The sequence below is a fragment of the Xanthomonas vasicola genome (genome assembly GCF_000772705.2).
GTDB classification, from domain to species: Bacteria; Pseudomonadota; Gammaproteobacteria; order Xanthomonadales; family Xanthomonadaceae; genus Xanthomonas; species Xanthomonas vasicola.
In genome coordinates this window covers 1-15,914 of record NZ_JSBW02000011.1, presented here as the reverse complement: position 1 = coordinate 15,914, position 15,914 = coordinate 1, and the positions used below count along the sequence as shown (strand labels likewise).

At 65.5% G+C, this 15,914-nt stretch carries 12 protein-coding genes, 1 other RNA gene and 1 pseudogene; 5 read left to right on the top strand and 9 right to left on the bottom strand.

Going from position 1 to position 15,914, the window contains the following annotated elements; all coding sequences use genetic code 11:
• Positions 1–17: 17 nt before the first annotated feature.
• Genes NX05_RS02535 through pilG form a run of 4 tightly spaced genes read right to left on the bottom strand, consistent with a single transcriptional unit; the run spans position 18 to position 3,405 of the window.
• Complete coding sequence (locus NX05_RS02535) at positions 18–2,054, bottom strand: methyl-accepting chemotaxis protein (protein WP_039431043.1); 2,037 nt, start codon at positions 2,052–2,054, stop codon at positions 18–20.
• Positions 2,055–2,093: 39 nt separating this feature from the next.
• The gene (locus NX05_RS02530; protein ID WP_003482487.1) at positions 2,094–2,624 is read right to left on the bottom strand and encodes a chemotaxis protein CheW; all 531 of its coding nucleotides are present in this window, start codon (positions 2,622–2,624) and stop codon (positions 2,094–2,096) included.
• Entirely contained in the window at positions 2,624–2,986 is a 363-nt protein-coding gene (locus tag NX05_RS02525; RefSeq protein WP_010375173.1) for a response regulator, read from the bottom strand. Before NX05_RS02525 ends, NX05_RS02530 begins: the two co-directional genes overlap by 1 nt.
• Positions 2,987–3,003: 17 nt before the next feature.
• Positions 3,004–3,405, bottom strand: coding sequence for a twitching motility response regulator PilG (gene pilG, locus NX05_RS02520; RefSeq protein WP_005913706.1), 402 nt, complete (start codon positions 3,403–3,405; stop codon positions 3,004–3,006).
• Positions 3,406–3,641: 236 nt separating this feature from the next.
• Between pilG and gshB the strand changes: the two genes are divergently transcribed.
• Complete coding sequence (gene gshB / locus NX05_RS02515; protein ID WP_010364206.1) at positions 3,642–4,592, top strand: glutathione synthase; 951 nt, start codon at positions 3,642–3,644, stop codon at positions 4,590–4,592.
• Positions 4,589–5,464: a cell envelope integrity protein TolA gene (gene tolA / locus NX05_RS02510; RefSeq protein ID WP_039431046.1), complete on the top strand. Its 876-nt coding sequence runs from the start codon at positions 4,589–4,591 to the stop codon at positions 5,462–5,464. The genes gshB and tolA overlap by 4 nt, the downstream gene beginning before the upstream one ends.
• A gap of 301 nt (positions 5,465–5,765) precedes the next feature.
• Here the strand turns inward: tolA and NX05_RS02505 are convergent, their stop codons facing one another.
• The 5 genes from NX05_RS02505 to mrcB form a co-directional block, all read right to left on the bottom strand.
• Positions 5,766–6,680: an ADP-ribosylglycohydrolase family protein gene (locus NX05_RS02505; RefSeq protein WP_039431048.1), complete on the bottom strand. Its 915-nt coding sequence runs from the start codon at positions 6,678–6,680 to the stop codon at positions 5,766–5,768.
• Positions 6,677–7,396, bottom strand: a complete 720-nt coding sequence (gene tsaB / locus NX05_RS02500; protein WP_039431050.1) for a tRNA (adenosine(37)-N6)-threonylcarbamoyltransferase complex dimerization subunit type 1 TsaB — start codon at positions 7,394–7,396, stop codon at positions 6,677–6,679. Before tsaB ends, NX05_RS02505 begins: the two co-directional genes overlap by 4 nt.
• Positions 7,397–7,409: 13 nt before the next feature.
• Positions 7,410–9,434 carry a DNA repair helicase YoaA gene (gene yoaA / locus NX05_RS02495; RefSeq protein WP_039431051.1) on the bottom strand — a complete coding sequence of 675 codons (2,025 nt, stop codon included), beginning with the start codon at positions 9,432–9,434 and terminating at the stop codon, positions 7,410–7,412.
• A gap of 201 nt (positions 9,435–9,635) precedes the next feature.
• Positions 9,636–10,160 (bottom strand): hypothetical protein, encoded by a 525-nt coding sequence (locus NX05_RS02490; RefSeq protein WP_039431053.1) that lies wholly within the window; start codon positions 10,158–10,160, stop codon positions 9,636–9,638.
• 13 nt (positions 10,161–10,173) lie between these two features.
• A complete protein-coding gene (gene mrcB / locus NX05_RS02485; protein WP_039431055.1) occupies positions 10,174–12,618 on the bottom strand; it encodes a penicillin-binding protein 1B in 2,445 nt (814 codons plus the stop codon).
• 225 nt (positions 12,619–12,843) lie between these two features.
• Between mrcB and NX05_RS21550 the strand changes: the two genes are divergently transcribed.
• The 3 genes and pseudogenes from NX05_RS21550 to NX05_RS02475 all read left to right on the top strand — a co-directional run.
• A non-coding RNA gene (locus NX05_RS21550) (sX9 sRNA) lies at positions 12,844–12,917 on the top strand.
• Between the two features lie 24 nt (positions 12,918–12,941).
• Positions 12,942–15,044: a glycosyltransferase gene (locus NX05_RS02480; RefSeq protein WP_039431056.1), complete on the top strand. Its 2,103-nt coding sequence runs from the start codon at positions 12,942–12,944 to the stop codon at positions 15,042–15,044.
• A gap of 307 nt (positions 15,045–15,351) precedes the next feature.
• Positions 15,352–15,786 (top strand): annotated as a pseudogene (locus NX05_RS02475) (transposase); the annotation flags it as partial.
• Between the last annotated feature and the right edge of the window lie 128 nt (positions 15,787–15,914).

Here is a 15,914-nt window from a genome sequence, read left to right as displayed (position 1 = left end):
CCCGTTCCGCGTCGTGGTCACGCCGGCAGCTTGAAGTCGGCGACCGAACGGCGCAGATCGGCAGCGAGCTGCGCCAGATTGCCGATCGATTCGGCCGTCTGCTCCGCACCCTGCGATGTCTGGCTGGTGATCTGACGGATCACGCCCATGGTCTGTGTGATATCCGTCGCCGCGGCCGACTGCTGGTGCGCAGCGATGGAGATGTTCTTAATCAAGTTATTCAAGGCGTTGGACACGCGCTCGATTTCGGTCAGCGCGGTGCCGGCGTCTTCGGCCAGGCGCGCACCGGACACCACTTCGGAGGTGGTCTGCTCCATCGAGCTGACCGCTTCGTTGGTATCGGCCTGAATGGTCTGCACCAAACCTTCGATGCGTCGGGTCGCACTGGAGGTGCGTTCTGCCAGGCGCTGCACTTCGTCGGCCACCACAGCGAAACCGCGACCGGCTTCGCCGGCCGATGCTGCCTGCACCGCGGCGTTGAGCGCCAGGATGTTGGTCTGCTCGGAAATGTCGTTGATCAGTTCCACGATCGAGCCGATCTCCTGCGAAGATTCGCCCAGCCGCTTGATGCGCTTGGAGGTTTCCTGGATCTGGTCGCGAATCTGGTCCATGCCTTGGATCGTCTCGCGCACCACGCCGGCACCTTCGGCGGCGATGACCACCGAGCGCTGCGCCACTTCGGCCGACTCGGTGGAGTTGCGCGACACCTGCTCAATGCTGGCAGCGATTTCGCTGATGCGCTCGGAAGCCGTGGTGATCTGGTTGGCTTGTTGGCCGGCCGCGTCGGCCAGCTGCATCGCCGTGGCCTGGGTTTCCTGGGTCGACACGGCCACCTTCGCGGAGGTGTCGTTGATGGTGGTCACCAGGTGGCGCAGTTCGTCCACGGCGTAGTTGATGGCGTCGGCGATGGCGCCGGTCATGTCCTCGGTCACCGACGCTTTCACGGTCAGGTCGCCCTCGCCGAGCGAGCTGATTTCGTCCAGCAACCGCATAATCGCCTGCTGGTTACGGCTGTTGAATTCCACCTGCGACTGGTAGCGCACGTCCTGCTCGCGGGTTCGCACACGCACCGAGCTCCACACGAAGCCGATGATCGCCAGCAGCGCGAACAGGCCGGACACCACGCCCAGCCAGAAGTTCGGGAACAGGCGCGTGTCGCGCACCGAACCGAACGCGGAGAAGGCGTCGAACAGCTTCTTGCTGTCGACGAGCATCTTGCCGGAGCCATCCGTCAGCGCATCGGCCGAGGACTGTGCGGCGAACAGGTTGCGCGAGCTGGCGAGGATGGCGTCGACATCTTTCTTCATCGTCGCCCACTGCGCCTGCGACTGCTCAAGCGCCGACAACGCAGCGGGGTTGTGCACCGCGGCGATGCCGAGTTCTTCGTTGCCTGCGCGCAGGCCGTCGAGCATCTGCGTGAACACCACCGAGTCGCGTGCCAGCGCGTCGCCTGAGGCGGCCGCATTGTCTTCGCCGGCGCGGATTTCGGTCACCCGCCGCGCCATGGTTCCGGCCACCACGACCTGCTGCAAGGTGTTGTAGATCTGCGAAGCCGGCGCGCCGCTGACGGTCATCGCACGCACCACTTCGTTCAACTGCGCCTGCAATTGCGGGACGCTGCCGGAGAAGCGGTTGGCGTTGTCTGCGATCGCCAGCACCGCCGGTTCGCTGGAGATGACCTGATCGGCGTTCTTGCTCAGTGGCAGCCAGGTCGCCTTGAGCTGCGCCATCGCGCTGGCGATCGAGCCTTCCTGGCCGTAACGGCCATCCAGTTCGCTCACCGTGCTGTCGATGCGGCCCTTGGTCTCCTTGAACGCGGCAAAGGCCTTGGTGTCGCCGGACACCGCTTCGCGGCCCTGGTTGGCCAGCTGCTGCGAGAGCACCTGCAAGTCGGCCGCGCCGGTGCCGGCACCGGCAAGACGACTGCCCTGCCAGGTCGCGACGCCGGTGTTGGCGCCAAACACGATCATCGACAACACCAGCAAGCCAAGCCAGAAGCTGGTGCTGACGCTGCCGAGCTCGTTGGTCTTGCGGGCGTCCGGGGCGGTACTCATGGTTCGACCTCAATCTGTATGACGTGGCGGGGTCGCGGCTTAGGCCGCGGCCTGCCGGAATTCAGGAGTGCGCGACAGCAACGCCAGGGAAAACACACCCCAGTCCTGCGTCTCGTTGCGGAAGGCGCGGTCGATGAAATGGGCGTAGCGGCCTTGCGCCAACTCGCCGGGTTCCACCGCCTGGACCTGCTCGAAGCTGCGTTGGCCGTACAGCTCATCGATGGTCAGCGCGACGTCGCCGCCGCTCTGACGCATGATCAGCACACGCTGGCCTTCCTGGAGCACCGTGCGACGGCCCTCCAGGAACTGCTTCAGATCGATCACTGGGAACAGATTGCCGCGCAGGTTGCCTACGCCCAGCAGCCAGGGCTGTGCGCCCGGCACCGGAGTGACCGGCGGCATCGGCACGATTTCCGCAACTTCGCGGAAGTCCGAGACCAATCGCCGGGTCCCGACGCGATACCCCACGCCGCGCCAGATATCGGCCGAGAACTGGCGTTCCGGCAGCGGCGTGGCGTGCGCCAGACTACGACGCTCGTAGTCTTCGAGAATGTCGAATGGAGAGCGCATCAACGCACCAATTGTCTGATGCGCGCGATTAGATCGTCTTCGCGCGGCGGCTTGACGATGTAGTCGCTTGCACCTTGTCGCAGACCCCAAGCCCTGTCGGTTTCCATGCCCTTGGTGCTGACCAGCAGCACGGGAATGTCCTTGGTGGCCTGGTCGCGTGCAAGTGCACGCGTTGCCTGGAAGCCGCTCATACCGGGCAACACCACATCCATCAACACAAGATCGGGCGCCTGGCTGCGAACCAGCTCAAGTCCCTCTTCTGCGGTATCAGTGGCGACGACCGTATGGCCTGCTTTTTCCAGCCATTGACTGAAGACTGCCCTGTCGGTGGGCGAGTCCTCGATCAATATAATTCGAGCCATGTTGCCTTTCCCCCTGGTCAGGCGTGGACGTACGTGCGGATCGCGCTCAGTAGTTCTTCGCGAGTGAACGGCTTGGTCAGATATTGCTCGGAACCGACGATGCGGCCGCGCGCCTTGTCGAACAGGCCATCTTTGGACGACAACATGATCACCGGCGTCGATTTGAAGAGCTGGTTGCCCTTGATCAACGCGCACGTCTGGTACCCATCCAGGCGCGGCATCATGATGTCGACAAAAATGATTTGAGGTTGCTGGTCCGCAATTTTGGCCAGTGCCTCGAAACCATCCGTTGCTGTCACTACTTCACAACCTTCCCGCTTCAGCAGCGTTTCGGCGGTGCGGCGAATGGTCTTCGAATCATCGATCACCATCACCTTCAGTCCTGCGAGTTCCCCACCCGCAGCAATGTTTTCACTCATCCAAATATCCCCGGGCGCGCGACGCTTCATCCCTTCCGACGTCGCTACGAAACTGCATGTATATCCCAAGACCCGCATCGACTGTCAAGGGCGCATTGCCGGGGCCCCGCCAGGCGGACGTTCCGACCACGTCTGGGTGCGTCCCGGCCGGCAAGTCGCGCACTACGACCCGCCGGGCGCGCCATCGCCCATCGCTTGAAGTTACCATCGGCAGCTTGTTCGAAAGGTTTAGCCCCATGTCGCTCGACGTCGTTGTGGTGATGGATCCCATCGCCTCCATCAAGATCGCCAAAGACACCACGTTTGCCATGTTGCTGGAAGCCCAGCGCCGTGGTCACCGTCTGCATTACGTGCGCCCCGGCGGGCTCAGCCTGCGCGAAGGCCGCGCGGTGGCGCAGGTCGCGCCGCTGAGCGTGCGCGAAGACAAGACCAGCTGGTTCACGTTGGGCGAGTTCGCCGAGCTGGCATTCGGGCCCGGCCAAGTGGTGCTGATGCGCAAGGACCCGCCGGTGGACGCGGAGTTCGTCTACGACACCCAGGTACTGAGCGTGGCGCAGCGTGCCGGCGCGCAGATCGTCAACGACCCGCAGGGCCTGCGCGATTACAACGAAAAGCTGGCCGCGCTGCTGTTTCCGCAGTGCTGCCCGCCGACGTTGGTCAGTCGTGACGCTGCCGCGCTCAAGGCGTTCGTGCTGGAGCACGGTCAGGCGGTGCTCAAGCCGCTGGACGGCATGGGCGGGCGCTCGATCTTCCGCAGCGGCACCGGCGACCCCAACCTCAACGTGATCCTGGAAACGCTGACCGACGGCAACCGCAAACTGACCCTGGCGCAGCGCTTCATCCCCGACATCACTGCCGGCGACAAGCGCATCCTGCTGGTGGACGGCGTGCCGGTGGACTATTGCCTGGCGCGGATTCCGCAGGGCGATGAATTCCGCGGCAACCTGGCGGCCGGCGGGCGTGGCGAAGGCCGGCCATTGTCCGAGCGCGACCGCTGGATCGCCGCGCAGGTTGGCCCGGAAATGCGCCGTCGCGGCATGCGCTTCGTCGGCCTGGACGTGATCGGCGATTACCTCACCGAGGTCAACGTCACCAGCCCCACCTGCGTGCGCGAGCTGGATGCGCAGTTCGGCCTGAACATCGCCGGGCTGCTGTTCGACGCGATCGAGGCCGGCACCGCGCAATGAGCACGGCCGCGGCCCCGCCGGCACCGAGGGACGACGGTCGCCGGCTGATGATGACGCTGGTGATCTCGCTGCTGCTGCACGGCGCGCTGATCCTGGGCGTGGTGTTTGCGGTCAGCGAAGACGCACCACTGGTGCCAACGCTGGATGTGATCTTCAGCCAGACCAGTACACCACTGACGCCCAAGCAGGCCGATTTCCTGGCCCAGGCCAACCAACAGGGCGGCGGCAATCACGACACCGTGCAGCGCCCGCGCGACAGCCAGCCGGGCGTGGTGCCGCAGGACCGCACCGGGCTGGCGCCACAGGCGCAACACGCCACCAGCGTGAATGCGCCGGAGCCGACCCAGACCCGCGTGGTGACCAGCCGGCGCGGCGAGCAGGCCGTGCCGACGCCGCAACCGAATCCGCAGACCGACCCACTCACTCCCGCCGATGCGCAACGCGTACAGCGCGATGCCGAAATGGCCCGGCTCGCGGCCGAAGTGCATCTGCGCTCCGAGCAGTACGCCAAACGCCCGAACCGCAAGTTCGTTTCGGCCAGCACCCGCGAATACGCGTATGCAAACTATCTGCGCGCCTGGGTGGACCGCGCCGAGCGCGTGGGAAATCTGAATTATCCGGACGACGCCCGCCGCCGCCGGCTGGGCGGCAAGGTCGTCATCAGCGTGGGCGTGCGCCGCGACGGCAGCGTGGAAAGCAGCCGCGTACTGGTATCCAGCGGGGTTCCGTTGCTCGACGATGCCGCGTTGCGCGTGGTGCAACTGGCGCAGCCGTTCCCGCCGCTACCCAAGACCAAGGACGATGTGGACATCCTGCAGGTCACGCGCACCTGGTTATTCCTGCCCGGCGGCGAGCTGCACGACGATCGCTGAGGCTGCGTGTGCGCTGATTGCGCAACGCACTTCATCGCTCCGCGTTTTGACAGCACTGACCGGACAGAGACCGGAAATGCGGCAGCATCGAAGCTGCGGCGTGGGCACGATCCTGCTGCTGTTCGGTTCAGTGGCAAGGCCACCAGCACGGCAACCTCACACGTGCGCATAAGTCCGGCACCGCGATTACGCTTGATCGGTTCCAACTTTAATCGGCTCCAATCGCGGACAGCACGCGCAATGCCAGCGCATCAGCTGCCATGTGCTGCAGCTGTGCCGGAATTTGGGCTGTGACTGCGGCTCAGGCCACCTGTGCCGCGGCGTGCAGCCGGTCGGCCAACTCCACGATCTCTGCCGCATCCTGCACGCGTTCGCGCCAGGCAGCAGGGATGCCGTCGATGCCGTAAAACGCGCCGGCGAGCTGCCCGCAGATCGCTGCGGTGGTGTCCGCATCGTCGCCCAGGTTGGCGGCACGCAGCACGGCCTCGACAAAGCTCTCGGTCGTTGCGAAGCACCACAGCGCTGCCGACAGCGAATCGATCACATAGCCCGTGCCGCGGATCTGCGCGGCGGGCACGGCCACATGGTCGCGGATAGCCAATGCATGCACTGCTGGCGTCAGGAATGTGTCCGGCTGCGCATGCAGCACCTGATCGCGCGTGCCTCCAAGCAGCGCGGCGCGCAGTTGGACCGCGAACAAGCGGCACGCATCCAGCGCTTCGGCAGCGGCATGCGTGGTGCGCGAACTGTCGGCCGCGCGATCGGCCAGTTCGTCGGGGCGATGCGCGTAGTACATCGCCACCGGCGCCAGCCGCATCAACGAGCCATTCCCAGCCGAGCGCGGATCGGTGCTGCCACTGAAAGCCGGGCCGCCATCCAGATAGTGCTCCAGGGCCTGGCGCACAGTCGCCCCAATATCGAAGCAGGCACCGGTGCTGCTGAGATAACCGTGCTGGTACCAGTTGCAATAGCGGTTCATCTGGTCGGCCGCATCAAACCCCTGCCGATACAGCAGGCTATGCGCCAGACACAAGGCCATCGAGGTGTCGTCAGTCCACTGCCCGGCCTGCAAGGCGAACGGGCCGCCACCGCGCATGTCGTCGATCGGCGCAAAGCTGCCCGGCGCGCAAAATTCGAGCGTGGTGCCCAGCGCATCGCCCACCGCCAGACCAAGCAGGCAACCGCGAAACCGAGCGCGCTGGGCAGCGTCGGTCACGGCGTTGCGCCGGCCGCCTTCGCTGCGCGGGCAGCCTGTTGCTCGACCAGGGTAAGCGCGACGTTGTCGCGCAGATAGGCCGGTTCCACCCGCTCCGGCGCCACCCCTTCGCCGCACAACAATGCCGGCAGCGCGAGCGTGAGCAGATCGGCGGCACGCGGGAGCGCGGCCGCATCAACGCTGCTCAGGCGCGTCGCAAAGCGTTGCTGCAACAGTGCATCGGCTGCCGCCAGACCGGTGCCGACACCGGCCATCAGCGCCGCGGTCTCGGGTAGCACGAGTGTGTCCGGTGCGCAGACCACTTCCGGTGCCAGTTCCAGCAGCGCATCGCCACTGCGCGCAAAGACACCGGCATACACCTCGCCCATGCGTGCATCGATGCAGGCCAGCACATGGCTCACCTCGGCCGGCGCGCGCAAGGCCAGCACCTGCAGCGTGGAAACGGCCAGCACCGGCACATCCAGCGCCAAGGCGATGCCCTGCGCAATGCCGATCGCCAGACGCACACCGGTGAACGCGCCGGGGCCCCGGCCGACCGCAATCGCATCGAGCTGACGGCGTGAGATACCTGCATCGGCCAGCAGTTGTTCGGCCCATGGCAGCGCCAGTTCGGCGTGGCGGCGCGGCGCAAGTTCGAAGCGCTCGATCACGCGACCGTCAACATGCAAGGCGACGGAACAGGCTTCGGTGGAGGTCTCGAATGCGAGGACGTTCATGGCAGGGCCGCAGTCAGAAAGAAGAAGATTGATCATCGCCGAGCGGCAACGTGAGCACGCCATTGTCGCCTACCGGCTGTTCAACGCCAAAAAACGCCTGCACATCGGCAATGGCATGGGTGCGTGCGAATGGCGGCAGCGATTTCATGAAGGTGCGGCCGTAGCTTTTGTTGACCAACCGCGGGTCGCACAGCACCAGCACGCCACGGTCGGTTTCGCTGCGGATCAGCCGCCCCACGCCCTGCTTGAGCGCGATCACCGCCTGCGGCAATTGCTCGTCGCGGAACGGGTTACCGCCCTCGCGGCGGATTGCATCCAGGCGCGCTTCGAACACCGGATCGTCGGGCGCGGCGAACGGCAGCTTGTCGATCACCACCACGCTCAAGGCATCGCCGACCACGTCCACCCCTTCACGAAAACTGGCCGAGCCCAGCAGTACGCCGTTGCCGGAATCGCGGAAGCGCTGCAGCAAAGTCGCGCGGGGTGCTTCGCCCTGCACGAATAATGGCCACGGCGCGCCGCGCAAGGCCTCGGCGGCTTCGCGCAGCGCGCGGTGCGAAGCGAACAACAAAAACGCGCGGCCGTTGGAAGCTTCCAGCACCGGCGTCAGTGCGCCGATCAGCGCGGTGCCAAAACCGCGTGCGGCCGGATCGGGCAGATTCGGCGGCAGGTAGCACAACGCCTGACGCGCCCAGTCGAACGGGCTGGGTTGCAGCAAGGTCGCCGGATCGCTCAATCCCAGCCGCTGCGCGATGTGGTCGAACTCGCCGCCCACCGCCAGCGTGGCCGAGGTGAACACCCAGGCCGCGTGCGATTTTTCGCGGTGCTCGCGCAACGGGCCGGACACATCCAGCGGTGTGCGCTGGCAGCGAAAGCCGCGCGGACTGAGTTCGTACCAGAGCACGTCGTTGTCGACTGCTTCTTCCGGCAGATCCTGCGCGAAATCGGCTACCGGCAGGTCTTCGCCCAACCAGCGCGACAGGCGATTCAAGGCTTCTTGCGCACGTGCAGTGCAGCCGTCAAAACCGGGCGAGGCTTCTCGTAATGGCAGCAGAGATTCGCCCAACCGTGCCAGCGACGACAGCACGGCGTCGAATCCTTCGCGCACCTGCGGTTTGGCCAGCGCGCGCCATTGCGTGCCGCGCGCCGGCAGGCCTTCCATGCCGGCGCGCAGGCTGCGCAAGGCTTCGTCCAGGGCAAGGATCGGCGCCTGCAAGCTTGCCTGTGCACCAGCCACTAGACGCGCTTCGACCATGCAATCGCGCGCCAGCTCCTGCCACGGCCGCATGCCGAAACTTTCGCCGAAGAAATTGGCCGCCAGCTCCGGCAATTGATGCGCCTCGTCGATGACGAAGGCCTGCGCGCCGGGCAGGATTTCGCCGAAGCCTTCCTGCTTGAGCGCCAGATCGGCCAGCAGCAGATGGTGATTGACCACCACCAGATCGGCCGCCTGCGCACGCTGGCGCGCTTGCACCACGAAACATTCGCTATAGAACGGGCATTCGGTACCCAGGCAGTTGTCGACGGTGGAGGTCACCATCGGCAGCAGCGGCGAGTCGTCCGGCAAGGCTTCAAGCTCGGCCATGTCGCCGAACTGGGTGCGTCCGCTCCAGGCCACGATGCGCTGGAATTGCGACACCTGTTCGGGCGTGGCAAAGCGCGGCTCGCCGCGCGCCTGCTGGGTGCGGTACTTGCACAGATAGTTGGCGCGCCCCTTCAGCAACGCACTACGCCGGCCCACGCCCAGCGCGGCGCGCACGCGCGGCAGGTCGCGATGGAACAGCTGATCCTGCAGCGCGCGCGTGCCGGTAGAAACGATGGTCTTGAGCCCGGACAGCAACGCCGGGACCAGATAGGCGTAGGTCTTGCCGGTGCCGGTACCGGCCTCTGCCAGCAACACATCGCGCTGCTCGAATGCTTCGGCAATTGCCCCTGTCAGGCGCAACTGTGCAGCACGTGGCGCGAAGGCGTCGAGCTGATGCGCAAGCGCCCCGCCCTGGCTGAGCGCCTCGATACTGGCAGTGGCAAGTTGGGACATGAGACCAGACGGAAAGCGGACAGGAAGCGCGACAGCCTAGCGCGTACGCTGTGACGCAGGCTTGGGTGTAGGCGACGACGTGCTGCTACACGCAGGCGCACTGCCTGCACTGCGCACCCGAAAGACGCGCCACATCAGACGCACTCGTGCCAGCAGAACGCGCACCGCCGGCACGCGATCCGCACCGCCGGATGTCAGGTCTCAGTACCGCTTCATCCCCGGCACCGTGCAACCAACGATCTGCGCCCTGGCCGATGCAGCGTTTTCCTTTTCGCCACGCGCCAGCCGCGACTGTTCGATGGTGGCCCAATGGCGACGGCACAGCGGGCCGGTCTTGGAACCCAGCTCGATCGCCTGCTTGGCGAAGCGCTCGGCGGCGGGCCAGTCGGCCTGCAGCACGGACACTTCGGCGCGCTCCTGCAGAATCGCCGGGTCGCCCGGCACCAGGCCCAGCGCCTGATCCAGCGCCGCAGCCGCAGCAGCCAGATCGCCGGCCTGGCGCTTGCTCTTGGCGGTGTCGCGCAAATCATCGACCTGCGGGTCGCGCAGCGGCTGCACCGACAGTTCGGTGTCGTCCGCGCCGGCCTCGCGTTCGATCAGCAACAGGCGCTGGGTCGGCGTGGTCGGGTCCACCGGCGTCGGCGGCGGTGCGGGCGGTGCGCTGACGCAGGCAGTGAGTGCGGCCAAGACGCCGATCAGGGCGAGCAAACGGTGCAGTCGGTTCATGGGGTCACTCCAATCAATGCGCGGGTGGGGCCGTGGCAGGCGCCGGGGCAGGTTCTTCGGGCTTCTTTTCCAGACCGAAGAAACGGCGCCAGCCACCGCCGCTGGATTGTTCGGCAGGTGCGGCCGCTTCGCCGGGTGCACCTTCGATCAACGGTGCATTGCCGGCACACGGGGCATAGGCCGGCGTGAAGCCGACCACGAACGGGAACTGGCGCGCGCCTGGGCAACCGGGGTCGGTCACGCCGGTACCGCTGGCGTCCACCCACTGCCAATCCAGGCCTTTGCCGCTGACCTTCAACGGCGCGCTCGGCAGGCGGGCGAAGATGCTCGACCACACCCGCATCGCGCCGGTGGCGCCATACAGACCGGTCTCGGCGTTCTGGTCGTTGCCCATCCAGATCACCGCAAGATGATCGCCGGTATAGCCGGCATACCAACTATCGCGGCCATCGTTGGAAGTGCCGGTCTTGCCGGCCGATGACAGGCGCCCCAAGCCATCGCCCAGCAGCTGGCGCGCGGTGCCGCCACTCACGACCTGCTGCAAGCCGATGCTGATCAGGTTGGCAGCGACCGAATCGCCTTCCTGCGCCGGTGCCGGGGTCTTGTCGTAGCGTTTGAGCAGCTTGCCTTGCGGGTCGAGCACACCGCGCACCGCGTGCAGCGGCTGGATCTCGCCGCCGGCCGCCAGGAACTGGTACAGCTGCGCCATGCCGTACGGGCTCTGGTCGGTGGTGCCCAGGATCAACGCCGGATTGGGCTCGGCCTTGATGCCGGCCAAGACCTGGATCAGCTGCGCGACGCGGTCTGCACCGACCTGCATGCCCACCCGCACCGTGGCCTGGTTGTAGGAATGCGCCAGCGCATCGACCAAACGCACGGTGCCGTGGCTGCGGTTGTCGGAATTGCCGGGCGACCACGTCTTGCCGCGGCTGAGCTGCACGGTCACCGGCGAGTCATCGACCCAACTGGACAGCGCCCAGCGGTCCGGCGAAGCCAGCGCCAGCATGTACACGAACGGCTTGATCAACGAGCCTACCTGACGCTGCGCTTCCACCGCACGATTGAAGCCCGGCTTGGCCACATCGCGGCTGCCGACCACGGCCAGCACATCGCCGTTATGCACGTCGGTGAGCACCAGCCCGGCTTGCAGCGGCGGGCGCTTCTTGTTGTCCAGCCGCTTGATGGTGCCGGTGACTGCACCTTCGGCATACGCCTGCGCAGACGGCGACATACCTGTGAGCACGCTCATACCGGCGCCCTGCAGCACGCCTTCCGGGTAATCGTGCGCCAACTGGCGCCGCACCAGGTCGACATAGGCGGGGAAACGATTGGCTGCGACCAGACCAGGCTCGGTGGGCACGCCTAACGGCGCGGCCAGCGCGCGCTTGTACTCGGCATCGTTGATCAAGTTGCTTTCGTGCAGCTTGCCGAGCACGAAATTGCGCCGGTCCAGCGCGCGCTCCGGATTGCGCCGCGGGTCGTAATACGAGGGCCCCTTGACCAGGCCGATCAACAGCGCGATCTGCTCGGTGGTCATCGAATTGAGTTCGCGGCCGAACCACAGCTCCGCACCCGACGACACCCCATGGATCGCCTGCCCGCCGCGCTGACCCAGATACACCTGGTTGAGATAGGCCTCCAGGATGGTGCGCTTGTCGTAACGCGCCTCCATGATCAACGCGTACAGAATCTCGTTGAGCTTGCGCGTGAGCGTCTGTTCCTTGCCGATGCCGAGCAGGCCACTGCGCGCCAACTGCTGCGTCAAGGTGCTTGCGCCCTGGCGGACCTGGCCGCCGGAGCGCGCCATGATCCAGGCCGCGCGCACCATGCCGCTCAGATCGATGCCGTGATGGCTGTTGAAATCGCGGTCTTCCACCGCCTGCAGGCCGGTGACCAGCAACTCGGGCACTTCTTCCATGCGCACCAGGCGGCGCTCCTCCTGCTTTTGCCCGTACAGCGTGGCGATGCGCGCCGGGTCCAGACGTGCGCTTTTGAGCGTCTTGCGGTCGTTGGCGTCGCGCAGCGCGGCCACGCGTCCACCCGCCAGGCTGACGTCGATCCGGCGCGCCGGCACACGCCCATCCACATCGATATAGCCGCGGCTGGCGATGGTGAAGCGGCTGCCATCCTGCTGATAGGTGCCAGGCAGCTTCGCCTGACCGTCGTCACGGTACGAGGCCGCATCCAGCTCGGTCTTCAGCGTGGCTGCATCCAGCGCGATGCCGGGCACCAGCACCAATGGCCGCCCGTACACGCGGGTCGGGATCTGCCAACGCAGCTCGCCGAAGCGCTGGGTGACCTGCTTGTTCAGATACACCGTATAGGGAATCAGGAAACCGAGCGCCAGCGCGAACGCGGCAAATCCCCAGACGATGAGTCTGCGTTGCCAGCGGGAGCCTTGCTCGTTGATGTCGTCCTCGAAATCGTCGGGAGCGTCGTTGTCGTGGCGTCGGGGCACAGGAATGCGAGAATGTAGAGTCCGGCGAGTCTAGCGCAGCGCTGTCATGGCTGTGACCCACCGGGCCCTTCCAACCTTAAGAGCGGCTAACAAAACTGTCGATGCCGCTTCGCTGGGAGCGACGTGTTCTCGGCAGCAGCGGGCACGGCTCGTACACTGCTTGGACCAGCTACCAAAACGACTGCGCTCACCGCCAGGCCGGCGCGGCCGGTGCTCGGAATCGGCATGTACCGCTCGTACACTCAGGTTCCTAAGCGCCGTCCACGCCCACCTGTCGACTGCTCGCTACGTTTACTGCCATACCACGCTGGAGTTCCAACGCAATGTCGATGTCTTTGGCCGATGCGCGTTATCTGTTCAATCGCGTCCTTGGCCTGATCCACCGCAGCGTGGCCAGCATGCGCACGCGCGGCTGGCGCGCCACCTGGCAGCGTATTCGCGTGCACACGCAGGCGCCGCCGGTCGCGCTCGGCACGCCGTTGTGGCTGCCGCAGCCCGCCCCGTTCGCCGTATTTGCGCTGCCGCACAGCGCCGCGCCGCGGGTGTCGGTGGTGATTCCGGTCTACAACCACATCGCACATACCCTGGCTTGCCTGCGTGCGCTGGCGGCGCATCCGCCGTTGGTGAGCGTGGAAATCATCGTGGTGGACGACGGCAGCAGCGACGCCACCGCGGAACAATTGCCGCACATTGCCGGCCTGCACTATCACCTGCGTGCGAGCAACGGCGGTTTCATTGCTGCCTGCAATGACGGCATCGCGTTGGCGCGTGGCGATTTCGTGGTACTGCTCAACAACGACACCATTCCGCAGCCCGGCTGGCTGGATCGGTTGATCGACACCTTTGCCCAGCATCCGACCGCCGGCCTCGTCGGCGCGCAACTGATGTACCCGGACGGGCGGCTGCAGGAATCCGGCGGTGTGGTGTTCGGCGATGGCAGCGCCTGGAGTTACGGCCGCTTCGAATCGTCCGACGACCCGCGCTATGCCTATGTGCGCGCAATGGACTACTGCTCGGGCGCGGCCATCGCACTGCCACGCACGCTGTTGCAAACGCTGGGCGGGCTGGATCGGCGTTACATGCCGGCGTACTACGAAGACACCGACCTGGCGTTTGCGGTCCGCGCGACGGGTTATGAAGTGCTGGTGCAGCCGGCCAGCGTGGTAGTGCACGACGAAGGCACCAGCAACGGCACCGACACACGCACCGGAGTGAAGGCTTACCAGGTACGCAATCAAAGTGTCTTTGCCGAAAAATGGCAGCAGCCGCTGAAAGCGCAGTTGCCGGTCGGTAGTGTGCCCGGTCCTGCGCTTCTCCACCGCGGCCAGCGCCAGGTATTGATTCTGGACGAGTGCGTGCCGCAGCCGGACCGCGATTCCGGCTCGCTGCGGCAGTTCAACCTGATCCGCCTGCTGCGCGAAGAAGGCACACATGTCGTGTTCGTGCCGACCCGCCGCGAACACGCCGGGCGCCACACGCAGGCATTGCAGCAGCTCGGGGTCGAAGTCTGGTACGCACCGTTTCTTGAAGGCATCGGCAGTTGGCTGCGCACGCATGGCGCGCGGTTTGCGGTGGTGTTATTGGTACGCCACCACGTGGCACATGCCTGCCTGCCGTTGCTCAAGCAATACGCGCCACAGGCACGCACCTTGTTCGATACCGTCGACCTGCATTACCTGCGCGAACGTCGCGGTGCCGAGTTGGCCGGCGATGCCAATCTGCTGCGTAGCGCAGAGCGCACACGCCTGCGCGAGCTCGAGATCATGGCGGCCACCGATGTCACCTTGCTGGTATCGGCCGCAGAACAGGCGCAACTGCGCGCAGATGCGCCTCAGATGCGCACTGCCCTGCTTTCCAACCTGCATGAAGTCGCCGGCAGCGGCCACAGCTTCGCGCAACGCCGCGACCTGGTCTTCGTCGGAGGCTTTCGCCATCCGCCGAATGTGGATGCAGTGCAGTGGTTCATCAGTGCCATCTTTCCGCAGGTCCGTGCGCAGCTTCCCGATGTGGTGTTTCACTGCATCGGCGCCGACCTGCCCGATGGCTTGAAATTACTGGCTGACGAATGCCCTGGCGTGCAGTTGCATGGACACGTCCCGGATCTGGTTCCGTTCATGGACAGCGCACGCATCGCGGTGGCACCGCTGCGTTTTGGCGCTGGCGTGAAAGGCAAGATCAATCTAAGCATGGCGCACGGCCAGCCGGTGGTCGGCACCACCTGCGCGGTGGAAGGTATGCACCTGCGCGATGGTGAAGATGTGTGCGTGGCCGACGATGCGGACACGTTCGCCGCTGCGATCGTGCGGCTCTATCAGGACGCAGCGCTGTGGCAACGTCTGGCCGACAATGGCTTGCGCAACGTGGCCGAGCATTTCTCGTTGGATGCAGCGCGTGACACGGTGCGGGCGTTGTTTATTGCTGAGTGAGCAGGTGGTTGTGTGCCGGTGTGAGGTGGATCGTTTGTACCGCGAAATGCCGCAATACACTGCGTGATTGGTCATTGATCCGCCTGCGCCGCATCGCGCGGCTTCGCACGTACCCTGATCCGCCCCTTCGGGGCACCTTCTCCCGGTGGGAAAAGGATTGCGCGTAGCAGAGTGCGCTGCAGTCTTAATTAGTCGCCCCTGAAAAACCCCAACCACCCAACGACCGCAAGGCCTTGATGTCTGCACCGGCGTGCTAAAACTACCAGTGTTCGCTACGCTGAAGGCTGGTTTCTTGCAATTTCCGCCCATGCGTACACGCCGTCCTGCTGCCGAAGACAGACCCGCCGACGAGTTGTTCCGTTCGCGTCTGGAGAATCAGATCGATCTGCAGCATCCGCTGGCGCAGCTGAGCCAACGGATGCCGTGGACGGCGTTGGAGCAAGCACTTTCATCGCGCTTGCCGGCCACCCCGGCCGGTGGCGGTCGGCCGGCATTGCCGGTGCGGCTGATCGCTGGTTTGCTCTACCTCAAGCACGCCTACGACCTGTCCGATGAAGCGGTGTGCGAGCGTTGGCTGGAAAATCCGTACTGGCAGTTTTTCACTGGCGAGGTCGTGTTCCAGACGCGCTTGCCGTGCGATGCCAGCTCGCTGACGCGTTGGCGGCAGCGGCTTGGCGAAGCGGGGATGGAAGAGTTGCTGGCGCACACCATCAACGCCGCGCATGCCATGCAGGCGGTGGACGTGTCGACTCCCCGTAAAATTGATCCATCCATAGTTAGAGGTCTCCGGCACACTAGCCACCAAGGAGACCAACGATGCGCAAGAGCAAGTTCACCGAGAGCCAGATTGTCGCCACGCTGAAGCAGGTG